General features: G+C 71.7%; 16 protein-coding genes and 1 tRNA gene. 6 read left to right on the top strand and 11 right to left on the bottom strand.

Features of this window, described 5'->3' with window-relative positions; all coding sequences use genetic code 11:
* The first annotated feature begins 2 nt into the window (after positions 1-2).
* From DEI85_RS09510 to DEI85_RS09495, 4 genes are all read left to right on the top strand, one after another.
* A tRNA-Ile gene (locus tag DEI85_RS09510) sits at positions 3-77 on the top strand.
* A gap of 7 nt (positions 78-84) precedes the next feature.
* Positions 85-1,209: an AI-2E family transporter gene (locus DEI85_RS09505; protein WP_173033412.1), complete on the top strand. Its 1,125-nt coding sequence runs from the start codon at positions 85-87 to the stop codon at positions 1,207-1,209.
* Positions 1,206-2,051: a DUF1684 domain-containing protein gene (locus DEI85_RS09500; RefSeq protein ID WP_111124005.1), complete on the top strand. Its 846-nt coding sequence runs from the start codon at positions 1,206-1,208 to the stop codon at positions 2,049-2,051. Before DEI85_RS09505 ends, DEI85_RS09500 begins: the two co-directional genes overlap by 4 nt.
* 175 nt (positions 2,052-2,226) lie before the next feature.
* Positions 2,227-2,727: a DUF3145 domain-containing protein gene (locus DEI85_RS09495; protein WP_027465337.1), complete on the top strand. Its 501-nt coding sequence runs from the start codon at positions 2,227-2,229 to the stop codon at positions 2,725-2,727.
* Between the two features lie 70 nt (positions 2,728-2,797).
* Here the strand turns inward: DEI85_RS09495 and DEI85_RS09490 are convergent, their stop codons facing one another.
* The 6 genes from DEI85_RS09490 to aceE form a co-directional block, all read right to left on the bottom strand.
* Complete coding sequence (locus DEI85_RS09490; RefSeq protein WP_110862099.1) at positions 2,798-4,042, bottom strand: beta-ketoacyl-[acyl-carrier-protein] synthase family protein; 1,245 nt, start codon at positions 4,040-4,042, stop codon at positions 2,798-2,800.
* 87 nt (positions 4,043-4,129) lie between these two features.
* Positions 4,130-4,378 (bottom strand): acyl carrier protein, encoded by a 249-nt coding sequence (locus tag DEI85_RS09485; RefSeq protein WP_017886710.1) that lies wholly within the window; start codon positions 4,376-4,378, stop codon positions 4,130-4,132.
* Between the two features lie 122 nt (positions 4,379-4,500).
* Positions 4,501-5,553, bottom strand: a complete 1,053-nt coding sequence (locus tag DEI85_RS09480) for a beta-ketoacyl-ACP synthase III (protein ID WP_258370377.1) — start codon at positions 5,551-5,553, stop codon at positions 4,501-4,503.
* Complete coding sequence (locus DEI85_RS09475; RefSeq protein ID WP_111124004.1) at positions 5,550-6,491, bottom strand: ACP S-malonyltransferase; 942 nt, start codon at positions 6,489-6,491, stop codon at positions 5,550-5,552. The genes DEI85_RS09480 and DEI85_RS09475 overlap by 4 nt, the downstream gene beginning before the upstream one ends.
* 209 nt (positions 6,492-6,700) lie before the next feature.
* Positions 6,701-7,927 carry a PucR family transcriptional regulator gene (locus DEI85_RS09470; protein ID WP_027465341.1) on the bottom strand — a complete coding sequence of 409 codons (1,227 nt, stop codon included), beginning with the start codon at positions 7,925-7,927 and terminating at the stop codon, positions 6,701-6,703.
* Positions 7,928-7,934: 7 nt separating this feature from the next.
* Positions 7,935-10,679 carry a pyruvate dehydrogenase (acetyl-transferring), homodimeric type gene (aceE, locus tag DEI85_RS09465; RefSeq protein ID WP_110862103.1) on the bottom strand — a complete coding sequence of 915 codons (2,745 nt, stop codon included), beginning with the start codon at positions 10,677-10,679 and terminating at the stop codon, positions 7,935-7,937.
* Between the two features lie 241 nt (positions 10,680-10,920).
* Between aceE and DEI85_RS09460 the strand changes: the two genes are divergently transcribed.
* Positions 10,921-11,409 (top strand): peroxiredoxin, encoded by a 489-nt coding sequence (locus DEI85_RS09460; protein WP_110862105.1) that lies wholly within the window; start codon positions 10,921-10,923, stop codon positions 11,407-11,409.
* A 56-nt stretch (positions 11,410-11,465) separates the two neighbouring features.
* Positions 11,466-12,392, top strand: coding sequence for an alpha/beta fold hydrolase (locus DEI85_RS09455; protein ID WP_181436420.1), 927 nt, complete (start codon positions 11,466-11,468; stop codon positions 12,390-12,392).
* A gap of 102 nt (positions 12,393-12,494) precedes the next feature.
* On the opposite strand, the gene DEI85_RS09450 is transcribed toward DEI85_RS09455, so the two are convergent.
* The 5 genes from DEI85_RS09450 to DEI85_RS09430 form a co-directional block, all read right to left on the bottom strand.
* Entirely contained in the window at positions 12,495-14,081 is a 1,587-nt protein-coding gene (locus DEI85_RS09450) for an alpha/beta fold hydrolase (RefSeq protein WP_111124002.1), read from the bottom strand.
* On the bottom strand, positions 14,078-15,028 hold the full coding sequence (locus DEI85_RS09445) for an amino acid--[acyl-carrier-protein] ligase (protein WP_111124001.1): 951 nt from the start codon (positions 15,026-15,028) through the stop codon (positions 14,078-14,080). The genes DEI85_RS09450 and DEI85_RS09445 overlap by 4 nt, the downstream gene beginning before the upstream one ends.
* Complete coding sequence (locus DEI85_RS09440; protein ID WP_111124000.1) at positions 15,025-16,200, bottom strand: acyl-CoA dehydrogenase family protein; 1,176 nt, start codon at positions 16,198-16,200, stop codon at positions 15,025-15,027. Before DEI85_RS09440 ends, DEI85_RS09445 begins: the two co-directional genes overlap by 4 nt.
* Entirely contained in the window at positions 16,197-16,484 is a 288-nt protein-coding gene (locus DEI85_RS09435; RefSeq protein WP_051596691.1) for an acyl carrier protein, read from the bottom strand. Before DEI85_RS09435 ends, DEI85_RS09440 begins: the two co-directional genes overlap by 4 nt.
* An 81-nt stretch (positions 16,485-16,565) precedes the next feature.
* Entirely contained in the window at positions 16,566-16,940 is a 375-nt protein-coding gene (locus DEI85_RS09430; RefSeq protein ID WP_181435584.1) for a holo-ACP synthase, read from the bottom strand.
* Positions 16,941-16,960 lie beyond the last annotated feature (20 nt).

Raw genomic sequence — 16,960 nt, 5'->3', positions numbered from 1 at the left:
GAGGGGCGGTAGCCAAGCTGGTCAAGGCAGTCGGCTCATAACCGAACGATCCGCGGGTTCGAGTCCCGCCCGCCCTACGTGCACATGCCAAGGAAGCGCGACACGTCGCAGGACGACCACGCACCGACACCGAACGTCACCTTCGAGGTGACCCGTGGCGGTACCGGCGTGCGCGTGAACGCCTTCCGCATCGGGTTCATGGGCGCGATCGGGGTGCTCGTCGCGCTGCTCGCCGGGTCGATCATCAACGAGCTGAGCACGGTCCTGGTCTACATCGGGGTCGCGCTGTTCCTGGCGCTCGGCATCGACCCCCTCGTGTCGTTCCTGGAGCGGATCATCCCGCGCTGGTCCGCCATCACGATCGTCGTCGTGGTCGTCCTCGGGGCCTTCGCCGGCATCGTCTTCGCCGTCGTCCCGATCCTGGTGGAGCAGACCTCGAACCTGGTCCAGAACTTCCCCGAGATCGTGCAGGACATCTCGCAGCAGCCGTGGGTGCAGGACCTGTCGAAGCAGTTCGCCGGGTCGTTCGACATCGACCACGCGCTGCAGTCGCTGCAGTCCTTCGTCGAGAAGCCGGGCAACCTGCTCAGCGTCGGCGGCGGGATCCTGGCGGTCGGCAGCGGGATCCTGTCCGGGGTCACCGGGGCGCTCATCGTCATCATCCTGATGCTGTACTTCCTCGCGTCGATGCGGGGCATGAAGCGCGCGGCCTACCGGTTCGTCCCGGCGTCGCGTCGCCAGAACTTCATCGACGTGAGCGAGCAGATCACGCAGGCGGTCGGCCGGTACGTCGTCGGGCAGGTGTCGCAGGCGCTCATCAACGGCATCCTGAGCTTCATCTTCCTGCTCATCATCGGTGCGCCGCTGCCCGTGCTGCTCGCGTTCATCGCGTTCCTCGGCTCGCTGATCCCGCTGGTCGGCACGCTGGCCGCCGCGATCGTGATCTCGCTCCTCTGCTTCTTCGCGTCGCCGGCCACCGCCCTGTTCTCGGGCATCTACTACCTGGTCTACATGCAGGTCGAGGCCTACCTGATCTCGCCGCGCATCATGTCGCGGGCCGTCCAGGTGCCCGGCGCCCTCGTGGTCATCGCAGCGGTCGCGGGCGGCACGATCGGCGGCGTGCTCGGCGCGCTCGTGGCGCTGCCCGTCGCGGCGTCGGTCATCATCATCGTGCAGAAGGTCATCTACCCCCGCCAGGAGCAGGCGTGACGAGCGGCACCGGCACACCTGACGACGCGGTCGTCGCCGCCTTCGCCGAGCACGTCCACGACCGTGACCGCTGGGCGCGCAGTGCCCGTGGGCCGCTCGCCCTGGTGAACGCCCAGCACGTCGACCACCCGCAGCCGGTCTGGCCGGTCCCCGGGACGTGGGCCCCGGCCGTCGGCGGACTCACCGTGACCGCCGAGGCACCGGACGGCGTCGTCGTCGACGGCGTCCCGGTCGACGGCACGGTCCTGGTGGCCGGGGACACCGCCGTCGTGCCGTCGACCGTCGCGCTGCCGGACGGCTTCGCCGGCACCGTCAGCGGCGACACCCTGCGCGTCTGGGACCCGTCGTCCGAGGCGATCGCCCGCTTCGCGCAGATCGCGCGCTTCGCGTGGTCCGGCGACTGGGTGACGTCCGGTACGTACGTCCCGCTGGTCGGGGACGCCCCGGAGGCCCGTGGCAGCGTCCGTGACGCCGCCGGCGACGCCCTGCCGGTCGCCGGACACGTCGAGACCGTCGTGGGTGGTGCCACGGTGCGCTTCGTCGCCGTCCGGTCGGCTGCCCACCGCGGAGCCGCGCGGCTGCAGCTCATCGTGCAGGACGCCACGAGTGCCCTGCCCGAGGACGACCCGGGCAGCACCTACTCGATGGGGCGGTTCCTGTACCTCGACGACCCCGGCGCCGAGGGCACGGTCGAGCTCGACTGGAACCGGCTGGTCCTGCCGCCGTGCGCGTTCTCGTACCAGTACGCGTGTCCGATCCCACCGGAGGACAACCGCGTCCCGGTACCGATCACGGCGGGGGAGCGGCACCCGGTCGACGCGAGCGGTGCCGTTCTGCACTGACGGGTCGTCGTGGCACTGATCTGTTCGGGTCCTTGCCGTTCCCAGGCGTGGCGCTGCATAATGGGCGTGTCCCGTCGGGACATCACAATCGCATACCGATGGTTCCGTGGCCCCCGGGTCAGGATCCTCCGCACCAGGTCGATGGGGAAGTCGCACCTGACGTATCGGAGGAACCGTGAACGGAACGACGACAGGAGTGCTCTACGTGCACTCCTCACCCCGCGCGCTCTGCCCGCACGTCGAATGGGCAGCAGGTCGCGCGATGAACCGCGCCGTGAACTTCTCGTGGCTCGACCAGCCCGCACAGGACGGTGCGCGCCGGACCGAGTACACGTGGACCGGTGCGGTGGGTGCCGGTGCCGCGATCGCATCGGCCCTGCGCGGGTGGGAACACCTGCGGTACGAGGTCACCGAGGAGCCGACGAGCGCCTCGGACGGCGGCCGCTGGATGCACACGCCCGACCTCGGTGTGTTCTACGCACAGACCGACGTCACGGGCAACATGGTCATCCCCGAGGACCGGGTGCGCTACGCGATGGAGGTCGCGGGCAGCAACGCCCTCGAGCTGCACCGTGAGCTCCGACTCGCCCTCGGTCAGGCCTGGGACGACGAGCTCGAGCCCTTCCGCCACGCGGCCGAGGGCAACCCGGTCGTCTGGCTGCACCGCGTCGGCTGACCCGACCACCCGAACGACGCCAGGCCCGCCCCGACGACGCGGGACGGGCCTCCTGACAGGGTGCGACGGATCAGACGCTGCGGAACGCGACCACGGCGTTGTGGCCGCCGAAGCCGAACGAGTTGCTGACCGCGAGCAAGTCGCCCTCGGGCAGCGCACGCGGCTCGCGGGCCACGTCCATGACGATCTCCGGGTCCTGGTCGTGCAGGTTGATCGTCGGCGGGGCGACGCGGTTGTGCAGTGCGAGGACGGTGAAGACCGCCTCGATCGCTCCGGCACCACCGAGCAGGTGCCCGGTGGACGCCTTGGTCGCGGACACCACGACGTCGTCCAGGTGGTCGCCGAAGACCCGACGCATCGCGTGGTACTCGGCGACGTCGCCGACGGGCGTCGAGGTGGCGTGCGCGTTGACGTGCACGACGTCCTCGCGGCTGGCGTCGGCGTGCTCGAGTGCCTGCAGGACCGCACGGGCGGCGGCACTGCCCTCGGGGTCCGGCGCGGTGATGTGGAAGGCGTCCGAGGTGATGCCGGCACCGGCGACCTCGGCGTAGATGGTCGCGCCGCGGGCTTCCGCGTGCTCCTTCGACTCGAGGATGAGCGCCGCGGCACCGTCACCGAGCACGAAGCCGTCACGCGTGACGTCGTACGGACGCGAGGCGGTTTCGGGGGAGTCGTTGCGGCGCGACAGGGCCTGCATCGCGGCGAACGCGGCCAGCGGGAGCGGGTGCAGCGCGGCTTCGGCGCCACCGGTGATGACGATGTCGGCGTCGCCGTCGGCGATGTGCCGGTACGCCTCGGCCAGCGACTCGGTCGAGGACGCGCAGGCGGACAGGTAGGTACGGGCACCGCCACGGGCACCGAACTCCATCTCGATGGCGGCGGCGGGGCCGTTCGCCATGAGCATGGGGACCGTCATCGGCAGGACGCGACGCGGGCCCTTCTCGCGCAGGGTGTCCCAGGCGTCGAGCAGCGTGTTCACGCCGCCGATGCCGGTCGCCCAGTCGACGATCAGGCGCTCGGGCACGACCGACTCGTCGTCGATCCCGGCGTCGGCCCAGGCCTCGCGCGCCGCGACGAGCGACAGCTGCGACGAGGGGTCGAGGCGCTTCGACTCGGGGCGGGTGAGCTGGTCGGTGAGGAACCGGCGCGCCTGGCCGGCGAACTCCACGGGGAGTTCGAGCTCGGCGTAGCGGGGGTCCTCGATGCGGGTGATGCCGGACTTGCCGGCGAGCAGCGCGTCCCAGGTGTCCGGGGCGGTCGCGGCGAGGGGTGAGATCGCACCGATCCCGGTGACGACGACGGTCTTCTTGGTCATGGGACGACGTGTTCTTTCGTTGGGGTGAACAAGATGAGCGCCGTGGCCCGCAGGGGTCCGCGGGCCGCGGCGCTCAGGAAGCTCGTGTCAGGCCTGGGCCTTGACGATGTAGTCGACCGCGTTGCCCACGGTCTTGAGGTTCTTGACCTCTTCGTCCGGGATCTTCACGTCGAACTTCTCCTCGGCGTTGACCACGATGGTCATCATCGAGATGGAGTCGATGTCGAGGTCGTCCGTGAAGGACTTGTCGGCGGCGACGGTGTCGGTGGCGATACCGGTCTCGTCGTTGATCAGCTCGGCCAGGCCGGCGAGGACTTCTTCGTTGGACAGGGCCATGAGTGTTCTCCTTGAAGGGGGGTGTCGTTTGACCGTTGACCAGCCTAGGGCACGCGGGGTCCGGGTGCGCGGAGGCTCGTCGGGATGGGGACCGGGCGCGCGGTTGCGCGACCGGGCGGGGATCAGGGGAGGACGACCACCTGCGCGCCGAAGACGAGTCCGGCGCCGAAACCGATCTGCAGGGCGAGGCCGCCCGACAGGTCCGGGTGCTCCTCGAGCAGGCGGTGCGTGGCGAGCGGGATGCTCGCGGCGGAGGTGTTGCCGGTGGTGGTGATGTCGCGGGCGATCGTCACGGTCTCGGGCAGGCCGAGCTGCTTGGCGAACTCGTCGATGATGCGGATGTTCGCCTGGTGCGGCACGAAGGCGGCGAGGTCCTCGGGGCGGACCCCGGCGGTCTCGAGCGCCTGGCGGGCGACCTTGACCATCTCCCAGACGGCCCAGCGGAACACCGTCTGCCCGGCCTGGCGCATCGTCGGACGGGGGGCCCCGGCCTCCCACTCGTTGTAGGTCGCGGTCATGCCGATGGCGTCCCACTTCGAGCCGTCGGAACCCCAGATGGTGGGGGCGATGCCCGGGAAGTCGCTCGGGCCGACCACGGCGGCGCCGGCACCGTCCCCGAGCAGGAACGAGATCGAGCGGTCGGTCGGGTCGACGACGTCGCTGAGCTTCTCGGCCCCGACGACCAGCACGTGGTCGGCGAGCCCGGACTTGATGAACGAGTCGGCCTGGGCGATGCCGTAGGCGTACCCGGCGCAGGCGGCGCTGATGTCGTACGCGGCGGCCGGGGTGGCGCCGATGCGCTCGGCGAGCAGCGACGCCATCGACGGGGTCGCGACCGTGTGCGTGACGGTGCTCACGAGCACGACGCCGATCTGGGACGGCTCGATGCCGGCCTTCTCGATGGCCTCGCGCGCGGCGGCCTCGGCGAGGTCGACGGCCTCGACGTCCTTGCCGGCGCGCTTGCGGGTGATGATGCCGGTGCGCTGCCGGATCCACTCGTCGGACGAGTCGATCGGGCCGACGAGGTCGTCGTTCGGCACGACGTTCTCGCCGCGGGCGGCGCCGAACGCCAGGATCCGTGTGAACTCGTGGCCGCGGCGCTGCTGCAGCAGCGGGCGCGCGGACCCGGTCGGGAGGCCCGTGGGCGCGTCCGTCGGGGTGGTCGGGTCGGTCATGCGGTTGCGTCTGCTTCCTGGCCCGCGCGCTGCAGCAGGTCGATCGCCGCAGGCAGGTCGTCGGGGGTCTTGATGGCGACGGTCGGCGTGCCGCGGAGGCCGCGCTTCGCGAGGCCGACGAGGGCACCGGCGGGTGCGAGCTCGATGATGCCGGTCACGCCGGCGGTGGAGAAGGACTCCATGACCGCGTCCCAGTGCACGGGGTTCGCGATCTGCTGGACCATCAGGTCGACGAAGCGGCGACCGTCGTCGACCCGGGAGCCGTCGGCGTTCGTCCAGATCGGCAGGGTCGGGTCCTGCACCGTGGCGGTCGCCGCGACCGGGGAGACCCGCTCGACGGCGGGGGCCATGTACCGCGTGTGGAACGCACCGGCCACGGCGAGCGGGATCACACGGGCCTTGGCGGGCGGGTCGGCGGCGAGGGCCGCGATGGCGTCGGCCGCACCGGCGACGACGGTCTGGCCGCCACCGTTGTGGTTCGCGGGCACCAGGCCGTGCTCGGCGAGGGCTGCGGTCACGGCGTCGGCGTCGCCACCGAGGACGGCGGCCATCGAGGTGGGCTCGAGCGCTGCGGCGTCGGCCATGGCCCGGCCGCGCTCGGCGACCAGGGCGACGGCGTCGGTCGGCTCGAGGATCCCGGCGACCGCGGCGGCGGTGAACTCGCCCACCGAGTGTCCGGCGACCCCGCCCACCAGGGCACGACGGCCCTCGGCGAGCAGCGCGTCGGCGGTCACCAGGCCGGCGGCGACGATGAGGGGCTGTGCGAGCGCGGTGTCCTTGATGGTGTCCGCGTCGGAGTTCGTGCCGTGCTCGGCGAGGTCGACGCCGATCGACTCCGACCACTGCCCGACTCGTTCACGAACGGCGGCGTCCTCGAGCCAGGGGGCGAGGAAGCCGGGGGTCTGGGAGCCCTGTCCGGGCGCGACGACGACGATCACCGGACAATCCTCGCGTTCTCGTCCCGCGAGGCCCGTGTGGACTTCCCACACGAATCCCCGCGCGACATTGTCGGGTCTCTACCGTCCGCCGGGTTCGGCCGGCTGGCGTTCTGCCGCGGGGTGCTCCAGCGCCGGGGTGCGCCACCGCCGTGGGGTGCTCCAGCGCCGGGGTGCGCTACCGCCGTGGGGTGCTCCAGCGCCGGGGCGCGCTACCGCCGTGGGGTGATGCGGCGGCGTCCGGTCGCGGACTCGGACATCGCGCCGAGGATGAGCGCCGATTGCACGATCAGGGCGTCGCGCGCGTGCGTGGCGTCCCACCCGATGATGTCGGCGACCCGGCGCAGGCGGTAGCGCACGGTGTTCGGGTGCACGAAGAGCTCGCGCGCCGTGGCCTCGAGCGAGCGGCCGGTGTCCAGGTAGCACCACAGCGTCTGCAGGAGCTCGGTGGACTGGTCCTTGAGCGGGACGTAGATGCGCTGCACCAGGGCCGACCGGGCGAGCGGGTCGCCGGCCAGGGCTCGTTCGGGCAGCAGGTCGTCGGCCAGGGCCGGGCGGGGCACGCCGCGCCAGGCACGCGCGACGGCGAACCCGGCGAGGGCGGCCTTCGCGCTGGTCGACGCGTCGACGACGCCGGGGACCTCGTTGCCGAGCACCAGGTGGCCCTCGCCGAACAGCGGTTCGAGGGCCTGCGCGATGGTCGTGAAGGAGACGGGCTCCTCGCCCTCGGGGACGTCGTCGCGCGGGGTGGCGCGGCCGATCACCACGACGAGCCGCGATCCCTGGACCCCGACCAGCACGTCGGCGTCCATGTGCCGTGCGGTACGGCGGACCTGGTCGACCTCGAGCTGCTTCGGTGCGGTGCCGACGAGCACCGCGACCTCGCCGTGGCCGTGCCATCCGAGGGCGGCGATGCGGGACGGCAGTTCGTCGTCGTACTCGCCGGAGAGGATCGAGTCGACCACGAGCGCTTCGAGCCGGGCATCCCACAGGCCACGGGCCTCGGCCGCGCGGGCGTAGACGTCCGCGGCGGCGAACGCGATGTCGCGGGAGTACTTGAGGATCGCCTCCTGCAGCATCTCGTCGTCGGCGGCGCGTTCCTCGACCACGGTCACCACGACGCGGATGAGCTGCAGGGTCTGCTGCAGGCTCACCGAGCGCAGGAGTTCCCGCGGGGCGGACCCGAAGACGTCGGCTGCGGCGATCCACGGCGTCGACGCGGTGCCCTCGAGCCAGCTGATGAACGAGGTGATGCCGGCCTGGGCGACGAGACCCACGGCGGAGCGGCGCCCCGGTGGCATCTCGCTGTACCAGGGGAGCGTGTCCTCGAGCCGTTTGATCGTCGCGGTGGAGAGTTCTCCGGACACCTGACGGAGCCAGGAGAGCGCACGCTCGCGCGCGCTCTCCTGGCTCTCGTGGTCCGGGCGGACCGTCGTCACGGGTTGATCAGCTCTCGCCGCCCGCGCTGCCGGTGGTGCCGGCGGTCACGTCGTGCAGGCGGTACTTGTCGATCGCCTGCTGGACGAGCGCGCCGTCGACCTTGCCCTGGCGGGCGAGCTGCTGCAGCGTCCGCACGACGACCGAGGGGCCGTCGATGTGGAAGAAGCGGCGAGCGGCCGGACGGGTGTCCGAGAAGCCGAAGCCGTCGGCGCCGAGGGTGGCGTAGTCGGTCGGCACGAACGGGCGGATCTGCTCCTGCACCAGGTGCATGAAGTCGCTCACGGCGACGACCGGCCCCTCGGTGTCGAGCAGACGCTCGGTGACGAACGGCGTGCGGGCCGGCTCGTTCGGGTTGAGGAACGCCTGCTGCTCGGCGGCCACACCATCGCGGTACAGCTCACCCCAGCTCGTGACGCTCCAGACGTCGGCCGACACGCCCCAGTCCTCGGCGAGGAGCTGCTGCGCCTCGAGGATCCACGGCACGGCGACACCGGACGCGAGCAGCTGGGCCTTCGGCCCGTCGTGCTCGCTCGGCTTGAGCAGGTACATCCCCTTGAGGATGCCCTCGACGTCGACGCCCTCGGGCTCGGCCGGCTGGACCAGCGGCTCGTTGTAGACCGTCAGGTAGTACATGACGTTCGGGTCGGCGTGCTTCGGCGAGCCGTCCTCGTTCGTGCCGTACATGCGGTCGAGGCCGGCCTTGACGATGTGGCCGATCTCGTAGCCGTACGCCGGGTCGTACGAGACGACGGCCGGGTTCGTCGTGGCGAGGAGCGGCGAGTGGCCGTCCGCGTGCTGCAGACCTTCGCCCGTCAGCGTGGTGCGGCCGGCGGTCGCGCCGATCATGAAGCCACGGGTCATCTGGTCGCCAGCGGCCCAGATGGCGTCGCCGGTGCGCTGGAACCCGAACATCGAGTAGAAGACGTAGACCGGGATCAGCGGCTCGCCCTGTGTCGAGTACGAGGTACCGACCGCGGTGAACGCCGCGAGGGCGCCCGCCTCGTTGATGCCGACGTGGATGATCTGGCCCTGCGGGCTCTCCTTGTAGGCCAACAGGAGCTCGCGGTCGACCGACGTGTAGTGCTGGCCGTTCGGGTTGTAGATCTTCGCCGACGGGAAGTAGGCGTCCATGCCGAACGTGCGTGCTTCGTCCGGGATGATCGGGACCACGCGGTCACCGAAGTCGGGCGAGCGCAGCAGGTCCTTCAGCAGGCGCGCGAACGCCATGGTGGTGGCGACCTCCTGCTTGCCGGAGCCCTTCTTGACGACCTGGTACTTCGAGTCGTCCGGCAGCGTGAACTGCGTGTACTTCGTGCGACGTTCCGGCACGTAGCCACCGAGCGCGCGACGACGCTCGTGCATGTACTGGATCGCCTCGTCGTCGTTGCCCGGGTGGTAGTACGGCGGCGTGTAGGGGTTCTCTTCCAGCTGCGCGTCGGAGATCGGGATGCGCATCTCGTCGCGGAACTGCTTGAGGTTGTCGAGCGTGAGCTTCTTCATCTGGTGGGTCGCGTTGCGGCCCTCGAAGCTCGGGCCGAGGCCGTAGCCCTTGACCGTCTTCGCCAGGATGACGGTCGGCTGGCCCTTGTGCTCGGTCGCGGCCTTGAACGCGGCGTAGACCTTGCGGTAGTCGTGGCCACCGCGCTTGAGGTTCCAGATCTGGTCGTCGGTGTAGTCCTTGACGAGCTCGAGCGCCTTCGGGTCGCGCCCGAAGAAGTTCTCGCGCACGTAGGCACCGTTCTCGGCCTTGTACGTCTGGTAGTCGCCGTCCGGCGTCTGGTTCATCAGGTTGAGGAGCGCGCCCTCGGTGTCACGGGCGAGCAGGTCGTCCCACTCGCGGCCCCAGACGACCTTGATGACGTTCCAGCCCGCACCGCGGAAGAACGCCTCGAGCTCCTGGATGATCTTGCCGTTGCCACGGACCGGACCGTCGAGTCGCTGCAGGTTGCAGTTGATGACGAAGTTCAGGTTGTCGAGGCCGTCGTTCGCGGCGACCTGGAGCTGCCCGCGGGACTCGACCTCGTCCATCTCGCCGTCGCCCAGGAACGCCCAGACCTGCTGGTCCATGGCGTCCTTGATGCCGCGGTTCGACAGGTACTTGGCCTGCTGCGCCTGGTAGATCGCGTTGATCGGACCGATGCCCATCGACACCGTCGGGAACTGCCAGAAGTGCGGCATGAGGCGCGGGTGCGGGTACGACGACAGGCCGCCGCCGGCGTGCGACTTCTCCTGCCGGAACCCGTCGAGCTGGTCCTCGGAGAGGCGCCCTTCCATGTACGCGCGGGCGTACATGCCGGGGGACGCGTGGCCCTGGAAGAAGACCTGGTCGCCACCGGAGGGGTGGTCCTGCGCGCGGAAGAAGTGGTTGTAGCCGACCTCGTACATCGCGGCGCTCGACGCGTACGTCGAGATGTGCCCGCCGACCGCGATGCCGGGACGCTGCGCGCGGTGCACCGTGATGGCCGCGTTCCAGCGGATCCAGCGGCGGTACCGGCGCTCCAGCTCTTCGTCGCCGGGGAACTCCGGCTCGTTCTCCGGCGCGATGGTGTTCACGTAGTCCGTCGTCGGGACCATCGGCACACCGAGGTGCAGTTCCTTGGACCGCTTGAGCAGGCTCAGCATGATCTCGCGACCGCGCTGGTGTCCGTGGGTCTGGACCAGCCCGTCGAGGGACTCACGCCATTCGGCGGTCTCCTGCGGATCCTGGTCGTTCGCCCCGGTGCTGTACGGGTCCTGGTCGTTCACCGTCACCCTTGACCTCGTTCGTTCTCGTGGTGGTGGACATGGTGGCTCCGGTGGTCGGGTCGCGACCGGCTGGGGCCCCGTCCACTCTAGGCCCCAGGACCGACGCTGATGCTGATGGTGACGTGCAGGTGGACGGGTGCTTGCATTCGCGTGTCGTCGGCGTAGCATGGCCGATCGTGCACAAGCGATCTGCGGCGCACGGACCCGACGGGCACACCCCACGCCCGAGGAAGAAGCACACGTAGCGATGGCACTGGAGATCGGCTCACTCGCGCCGGACTTCGAGCTCCCGAACCAGTTCGGAGAGCACGTCCGACTCAGCGACTTCCGCGGCAACCGCCCGGTCGCACTCGTCTTCTTCCCGCTGGCGTTCTCGTCCGGCTGCACGAACGAGCTCTGCACCCTGCAGGACAACATCACGATGTTCCAGGACCAGCGCATCGAGCTCCTCGGCATCTCGGTCGACTCGAAGGCGACGCTCCGGTCGTTCGCCGAGACGAACGGCTACGACTTCGAGCTGCTCGCCGACTTCTGGCCGCACGGCGCGGTCTCGAAGGAGTACGGCGTGTTCCTCGAGAAGAAGGGCTTCGCCACGCGCGCGACCTTCGTCATCGACGTGCAGGGTCGGATCAAGGCCTCGATCATCACCGAGCCCGGTCTGCAGCGCGACGTCGCCGAGTACAAGGCGGCCCTCGACCGGCTCGCCGCCTGCTCGGCACCCGTCCCCGTCGGCTAGCGTTCCGAACCCCTCCTGACGGACGCGTCCGCGTCGACGGTCGGACAGGAGGCCCGGTGCACGCCATCGACACCGACCCACGTGGTCACGGCGTCGCCGCTGATGCGTACGCCCCGTACCCGGTGCGCGTCACGCCCGGCGCCTGGGGGCTGACCCGCACGGTCGTGGGGGCCCCGACCGGGCCCGTCGTGGTGCACCACCGCGCCGGCCCGGACCCCGTCCTGCTGCTGCACGGCGTCGCCGGCTCCTGGTCGACGTGGACGCCGCTGCTGCAGGCCGCACAGGGCGTCGGCGTCCGCGGGCTGGTGCTCGTGGACCTGCCGGGCTGGGGGTCCTCGCCGGCTCCGGACGGTCCGCTCGACCTCGACGTCGTCGCCGAGGCGCTGACGACCGTCCTCGACACGCTCGGGGTGCACCGCGTGGACGTCGTCGGGCACTCGCTGGGGGCGTTCGTCGGCATGCACCTCGCCGTCGTGGCGCCCGAGCGTGTCCGCTCCGTCGGCCTCGTGTCCGGCACCACGGTCGCGACCGCCGCCGCCGCCCGTCACCCGCTGCGGGGGCTCCGGACCCTGCCGGCGTTCACGCTCCTGCGCGCAGGACTCACCGTCACCGGTGAGGCCGCTGGGCGCATGCTCCGCGGACTCGCGCGGGTCGGGCTGCTGCCGCTCGTCGCCGCGCCGGTCTTCACGCACGTGCGCCGGCTCGACGCGAGTGTCCTCGACGCCTTCGTCGAGGAGCTCCGGCCGACCCGCTTCACCGACGCGGCGCGGGCGGCGGGCGGGTACGACCTCCAGCGCTGGCGGTCGGTGTCCTGTCCGGTCACCGCCATCGCCGGGCGCGACGACGTGTTCGCGCGGGTCTCGGACCTGGAGGCCCTGCGGGAGATCGTGCCGCAGGTCCGGACGGTGCTGCTCGACGACTGCGGGCACTTCGCCCACGTCGAGCACCCTGCCGCGGTCGCCAGGACACTCGCCCTCGTCTGACCCGCATTGCATGCGTGAGCATGTGGCGACAGACCACGAGTCGTTCGACACGTGGATCGTCGGAACATGCAGCCGCACGGACTGCCCGCCAGGCGGCCCTCGTCAGGTGTGGACGGGGAACGTCGCTGCGACGCGGGAGCGCACCTCGGTGACGACGGCCTCGCGCATCGTCGGGGAGAACAGCGCGTGGTCGCCGTCCTCGACGCGGACGACGGACACCGAGCCGCGACGGTCGTCACCGGGCCAGCGCCGGACGGCCTTCTGCCCGCCGAGCCGGTCGAACAGGGCTGCGTCCTCGGGAGCGACGATCACGACGACGTCGGTGCCGTGCTCGACGAGCGGGCGGACGTGGCCGACGACCCCGCCCATCCGGTCGCGACGGGCGATCCGGTCGCGGACGGCCTTCGGCACGAACCGGTTGTACCGCTCGCGCACCCACATCCGGGCGGGCGACGGGGCGTCGACAGCCCGGACCCCGTCGGCGTACGAGCCGGGCTCGGCCGGGACGCGACGGTAGTCGTTCGGGCTGATCTCGACGACGAGGCGCGGGGCCTCCTCGACGGCGCGGCCCGCGACCCAGGCGCCGGCGCACATGCCGACGAGCACGAGCCGGTCCGAGGGCGTGGCGAGGGCGGTGACGACGGCGGACTGGTCCTCGACCCACTCCTGCGCGAACAGGAAGCTCCGCTCGTCCTCGTGCACGCCGGTGCTCTCGCCGGTGGCACGGCGGTCGACCCGGACGACCCGGGCGCCGTCGCGGGCGAGGGCGCGGGCGAGTTCGACCTGGTAGTCGGTGGCGCCCACCCGGTGCTCGGCGCCGCCGCTGTGGAGCACGACGACGGGGGCGTCGTGGTGCTGGGCGGACGAGACGGTCTCGATCCCGAACAGCCCCTGATCGCCGAGGTGGACGATCCGCTCCGACACGCGGCCGTCGACGTCGAGGACCTCGTCGAGGACGGGCACGCGGACGGGCACCGCCGTCTCGGGTGCCCAGGTGTCGAGCCAGGCGACGACGGTGTCGACGGCGGCTCCGGGGATGCGGGCGTGGATGCTCGTGCCGTCGAGGAGCTCGGCGCTGCCGGTGACCTCGGTCACGTCGACGCCACCGAGGGGCTTCGGCGGCCGGGCACCCGGACGGACGAGCGCGACGGTGGGTCCGGTGCGCGGGGCGAAGGCGAGGTCCGAGAGTGCGGCGGCCTCGTCCGGCTCGACGTCGAACCCGATGAGGCTCTCGACGCCGTCGACCACGCGGTCGGCACCGATCGTGATGGTCGCGAGGGCGCGCTGCCGACGGAGCCACCCCTTGCCCGATGCCGGGGCGTCCCAGACGACGAGGCCGTCGGTGTCCGCGGCCGCGTTCGCCGCGACGAGGGCCGCCGAGGCCAGCCCGACGAAGGCGACGTGCTGCACCCCCGTCGTGCGGAGCACGGCGGCGGCGTGGCGCGCGGACCGGACCTGCGCGTCCGGCGTGGGGTCGGGGGCGCCGTCACCACGTCCGGACGGGTCGTAGCGCATCGAGGCGATGCCACGGGCCTCCAGGCGGTCGGCCAGCAGACGGAGCGTGCGGTACGCGATGACGCCCTCCTGCCCGAGCGGCGGGCAGATGACGACGCCGGCGCGCGCGGCGGCGGGGAGCTGGACCGCGGCGCGGATCGCCGGCGATCCGGACCAGCCGTGCAGCGTGGTCACAGGGCGAGGGCGGCGCGGGCGGACGCCGGCCAGGCGTCGAGGTCCGTGCCGTGGGCGGCGAACAGGGCGATGGTGATGCGCTCCAGGCCGAACGCGATGCAGGCGCTGTGCGCGACCTGTCCGTCCTCGGTGCGGAGGCCGAACGAGGTGCCGAAGTGGTCCTCGTGCAGGTTCGCGGAGCTGATCGCGGTGGCGTCGTGGTCGGGGCCGTAGACCTTCGTCACGAACTCGAACTTGAGCGCCTGCTCGACCTGGTTGCGGGCGAGCATCTGCCCGACGCGGCCGAAGAAGGGGTCGTTCGCGGGGACGACGTCGATCTCGAGCCCGAATGACTCGAGCAGCGCGCGCATCACCGGGATGCTGCCGTCCCGGTGGGCCGCCGCGGACGCGGGGGTGCCGACGTGCACGAACTCGTGCATGTGGAAGGCCTGCAGGCGCATCGGGTCGAGCGAGGGCTCACGGCGGAAGGAGTCGCCGAGGACGTCGAAGGCCCGGCCCTGCTGGGGCACGGTGTCGCCGATCAGGCCGTAGACCGGGTGGCAGACCGCGGGGGTGAGCATGAGGTCGGCCGGCTCGAGGAACCCCTCCCAGCGCTCACCGCGCTCACGGGCGGCGAGCAGTGCGCGGTGGGTGCGGTCGTCGCCGGTGAACCCGGAGATCGACGCGGCGAGGTCCGGGAACGACGCGATGTAGTCGGTGCGCTCGAACGACGCGAGCGGCTCGACCGGCGGGAAGCGCAGCACCTCGGCGCCGAGGTGCTGCTGGCTCCGCACCGCTGCGGCGTCGACCGCGGCGTACACGCGCTCGAAGACCCCGGTGCGCCCGTAGAGGCCGGGCGTGCCGAGGTCGAGGAGGACGCCGTCGGTGAGCAGGCGGGCGCGGAGGGCGGCGCGTGCGGCGTCGAGTGCGGCGGCGGTGTCCGCGGTGGTGGTGTCCGTGATGGTCACAGGATCACTCCCGTCATGATGGCCAGGTCGGCGTCGTTCTTGAGGAGACGGTCGTTGCTCACCATGACGGCGGCACCGTGGGCGTCTCGGAGGTGTCGGGCGATGCTCATCGGACCCGAGGCGGCGTAGCCCGCGATCCCGACGATGCGCAGCGCCTTCGTGACGATGTCGGTGACGCGCTCGGACGCACCGATCTTCAGGGCGTTCGCGGCGAGGGCGTACGCGCTCGAGGCCAGCACGTCCGGGTCGTCGGCGGCGGCGTCGAACCGTTCGGCGGCGTGGCGCACCGAGTCGGCCAGGGCCTGCAGGTCGACCAGGAGCTCGGCCAGCCGGAGGGCACCGGGCGGGGTCGTCCCGACGGCGGCGCGGGCCTGCTTGCGGACGGCGCTGCGGGCACGTTCGGCGGACGATACCGCGATGCCGAGCCAGACCGAGGCCCAGAGCACGTGCGACACCGGCAGGACGGTCTGGGCGGAGATCGTGGCGTAGTCGTCGCGGAACACCCGGTCGGTCGTCGTCTCGGTGTCGAGGATCCACCCGTTGCTGCACGTGCCGCGGAGCCCCATGGTGTCCCAGGTGGACGTCTGCGACAGGACCATCGTGTCGGTGCGGCAGATGAGCAGTCGCTGGTCCGACGCCGGGGCGTCCGGGTCGCGGCGGGCGGTGACGAACACCGCGTCGGCCTCGGTGGCGTACGAGATCACCGGCGCGTCCTTGCGCAGGCGGATCCGGCCGTCGTCGGTGGGCTCGATGGAACAGGTGGAACGCCGGGCGTCGCCGCCGACGCCGCGCTCGGTGGTGGCCGATGCGACGAGCGCCCCGTCACGGACGGCCCCGATGGTCTCGAGCACGCCGGCACCGTCGCCGCCGTGCCGCCAGAGCGCCATGACCTGGCCCTGGTGCATCGCGAACACCATGCCGGTCGCGGCACAGGCCCGGCCGAGTTCGGTCGCGATCGCGGAGAGCTCGGACACGGAGGCACCCTCGCCACCGTGCTCGGTCGGCACCGCTGCCGCGAGCAGGCCGTACTCCCGCATCGCGGCGATGGCCTCGCGCGGGGGCCGGGCGTCGCGGTCGACCTCGTCGGCGAACTGTGCGGCGACCTCGGCCACCGCGCTCGCACGCTCGGCGAAGCGGTCGATGACCGACGGTGCGGGCAGGACCAGGGTCACGAGGCGAGCTCCGCGGCGGCGGTGATCGACTCGACGCTCGCGAAGGTGGACCGGTTCAGCACGGAGTCGGGGAACTCGACGTCGAGGTCCGACTCCACCGCGAGCATCACGTTGACGGTGGCGTGCGAGGTCAGGCCGAGGGCGTAGAGGTCGGCGATCGACGCGACGTCCCACGCGTCGACCGTCAGTCGGCCGTGCTCGGCGAGGGCGCGACGGACGGCCCGGTCGGTGGCCGGGTCGGCGATCGTCGCGGTGGTGCTGGAGGGGTTCGGGTCCTGTTCCATGACGGCAACCATAAAGAGGAACGGCCCTCGGGAAACCGCCGTGCGGGTGCGGGAAACCGCACCCCTGTCCGGAGCACCGGGTCAGCGCTCCGAGAGGGCCACCGCCGTCGCCACCGCGAGCCCCCGTTCGTGTGCCAACGAGACCGCGATCGGGCCGCACCCGATCGACTCCGCCAGGGCCGCGGCCGCTCCGGACAGCTCGACCGTGGGGGCACCGCTCGCGTCGAGCACGACGGCGACGTCACGCAGCGGGATCGCCTGGTCCGGAGCCGGCCGGAGCAGCTTCACGACGGCCTCCTTGCCCGCGAACCGGGCAGCGAGCCGCTCCGGGTCGTCGCCGGTGTCGGTGCGCTCCCGAAGGGTGAACACCCGGTCCAGGTACCGCTCGCCGTGCGCCGTCACGGCGTCGACGACGTCCTCGACCGCGGCGAGGTCGGTGCCGGTGCGGATGGTCATCACGAGGAGCAGGCTACGCA

The organism is Curtobacterium sp. MCBD17_026 (assembly GCF_003234895.2).
GTDB lineage: Bacteria > Actinomycetota > Actinomycetes > Actinomycetales > Microbacteriaceae > Curtobacterium > Curtobacterium flaccumfaciens.
This window is presented reverse-complemented; position numbering and strand designations above follow the sequence as displayed.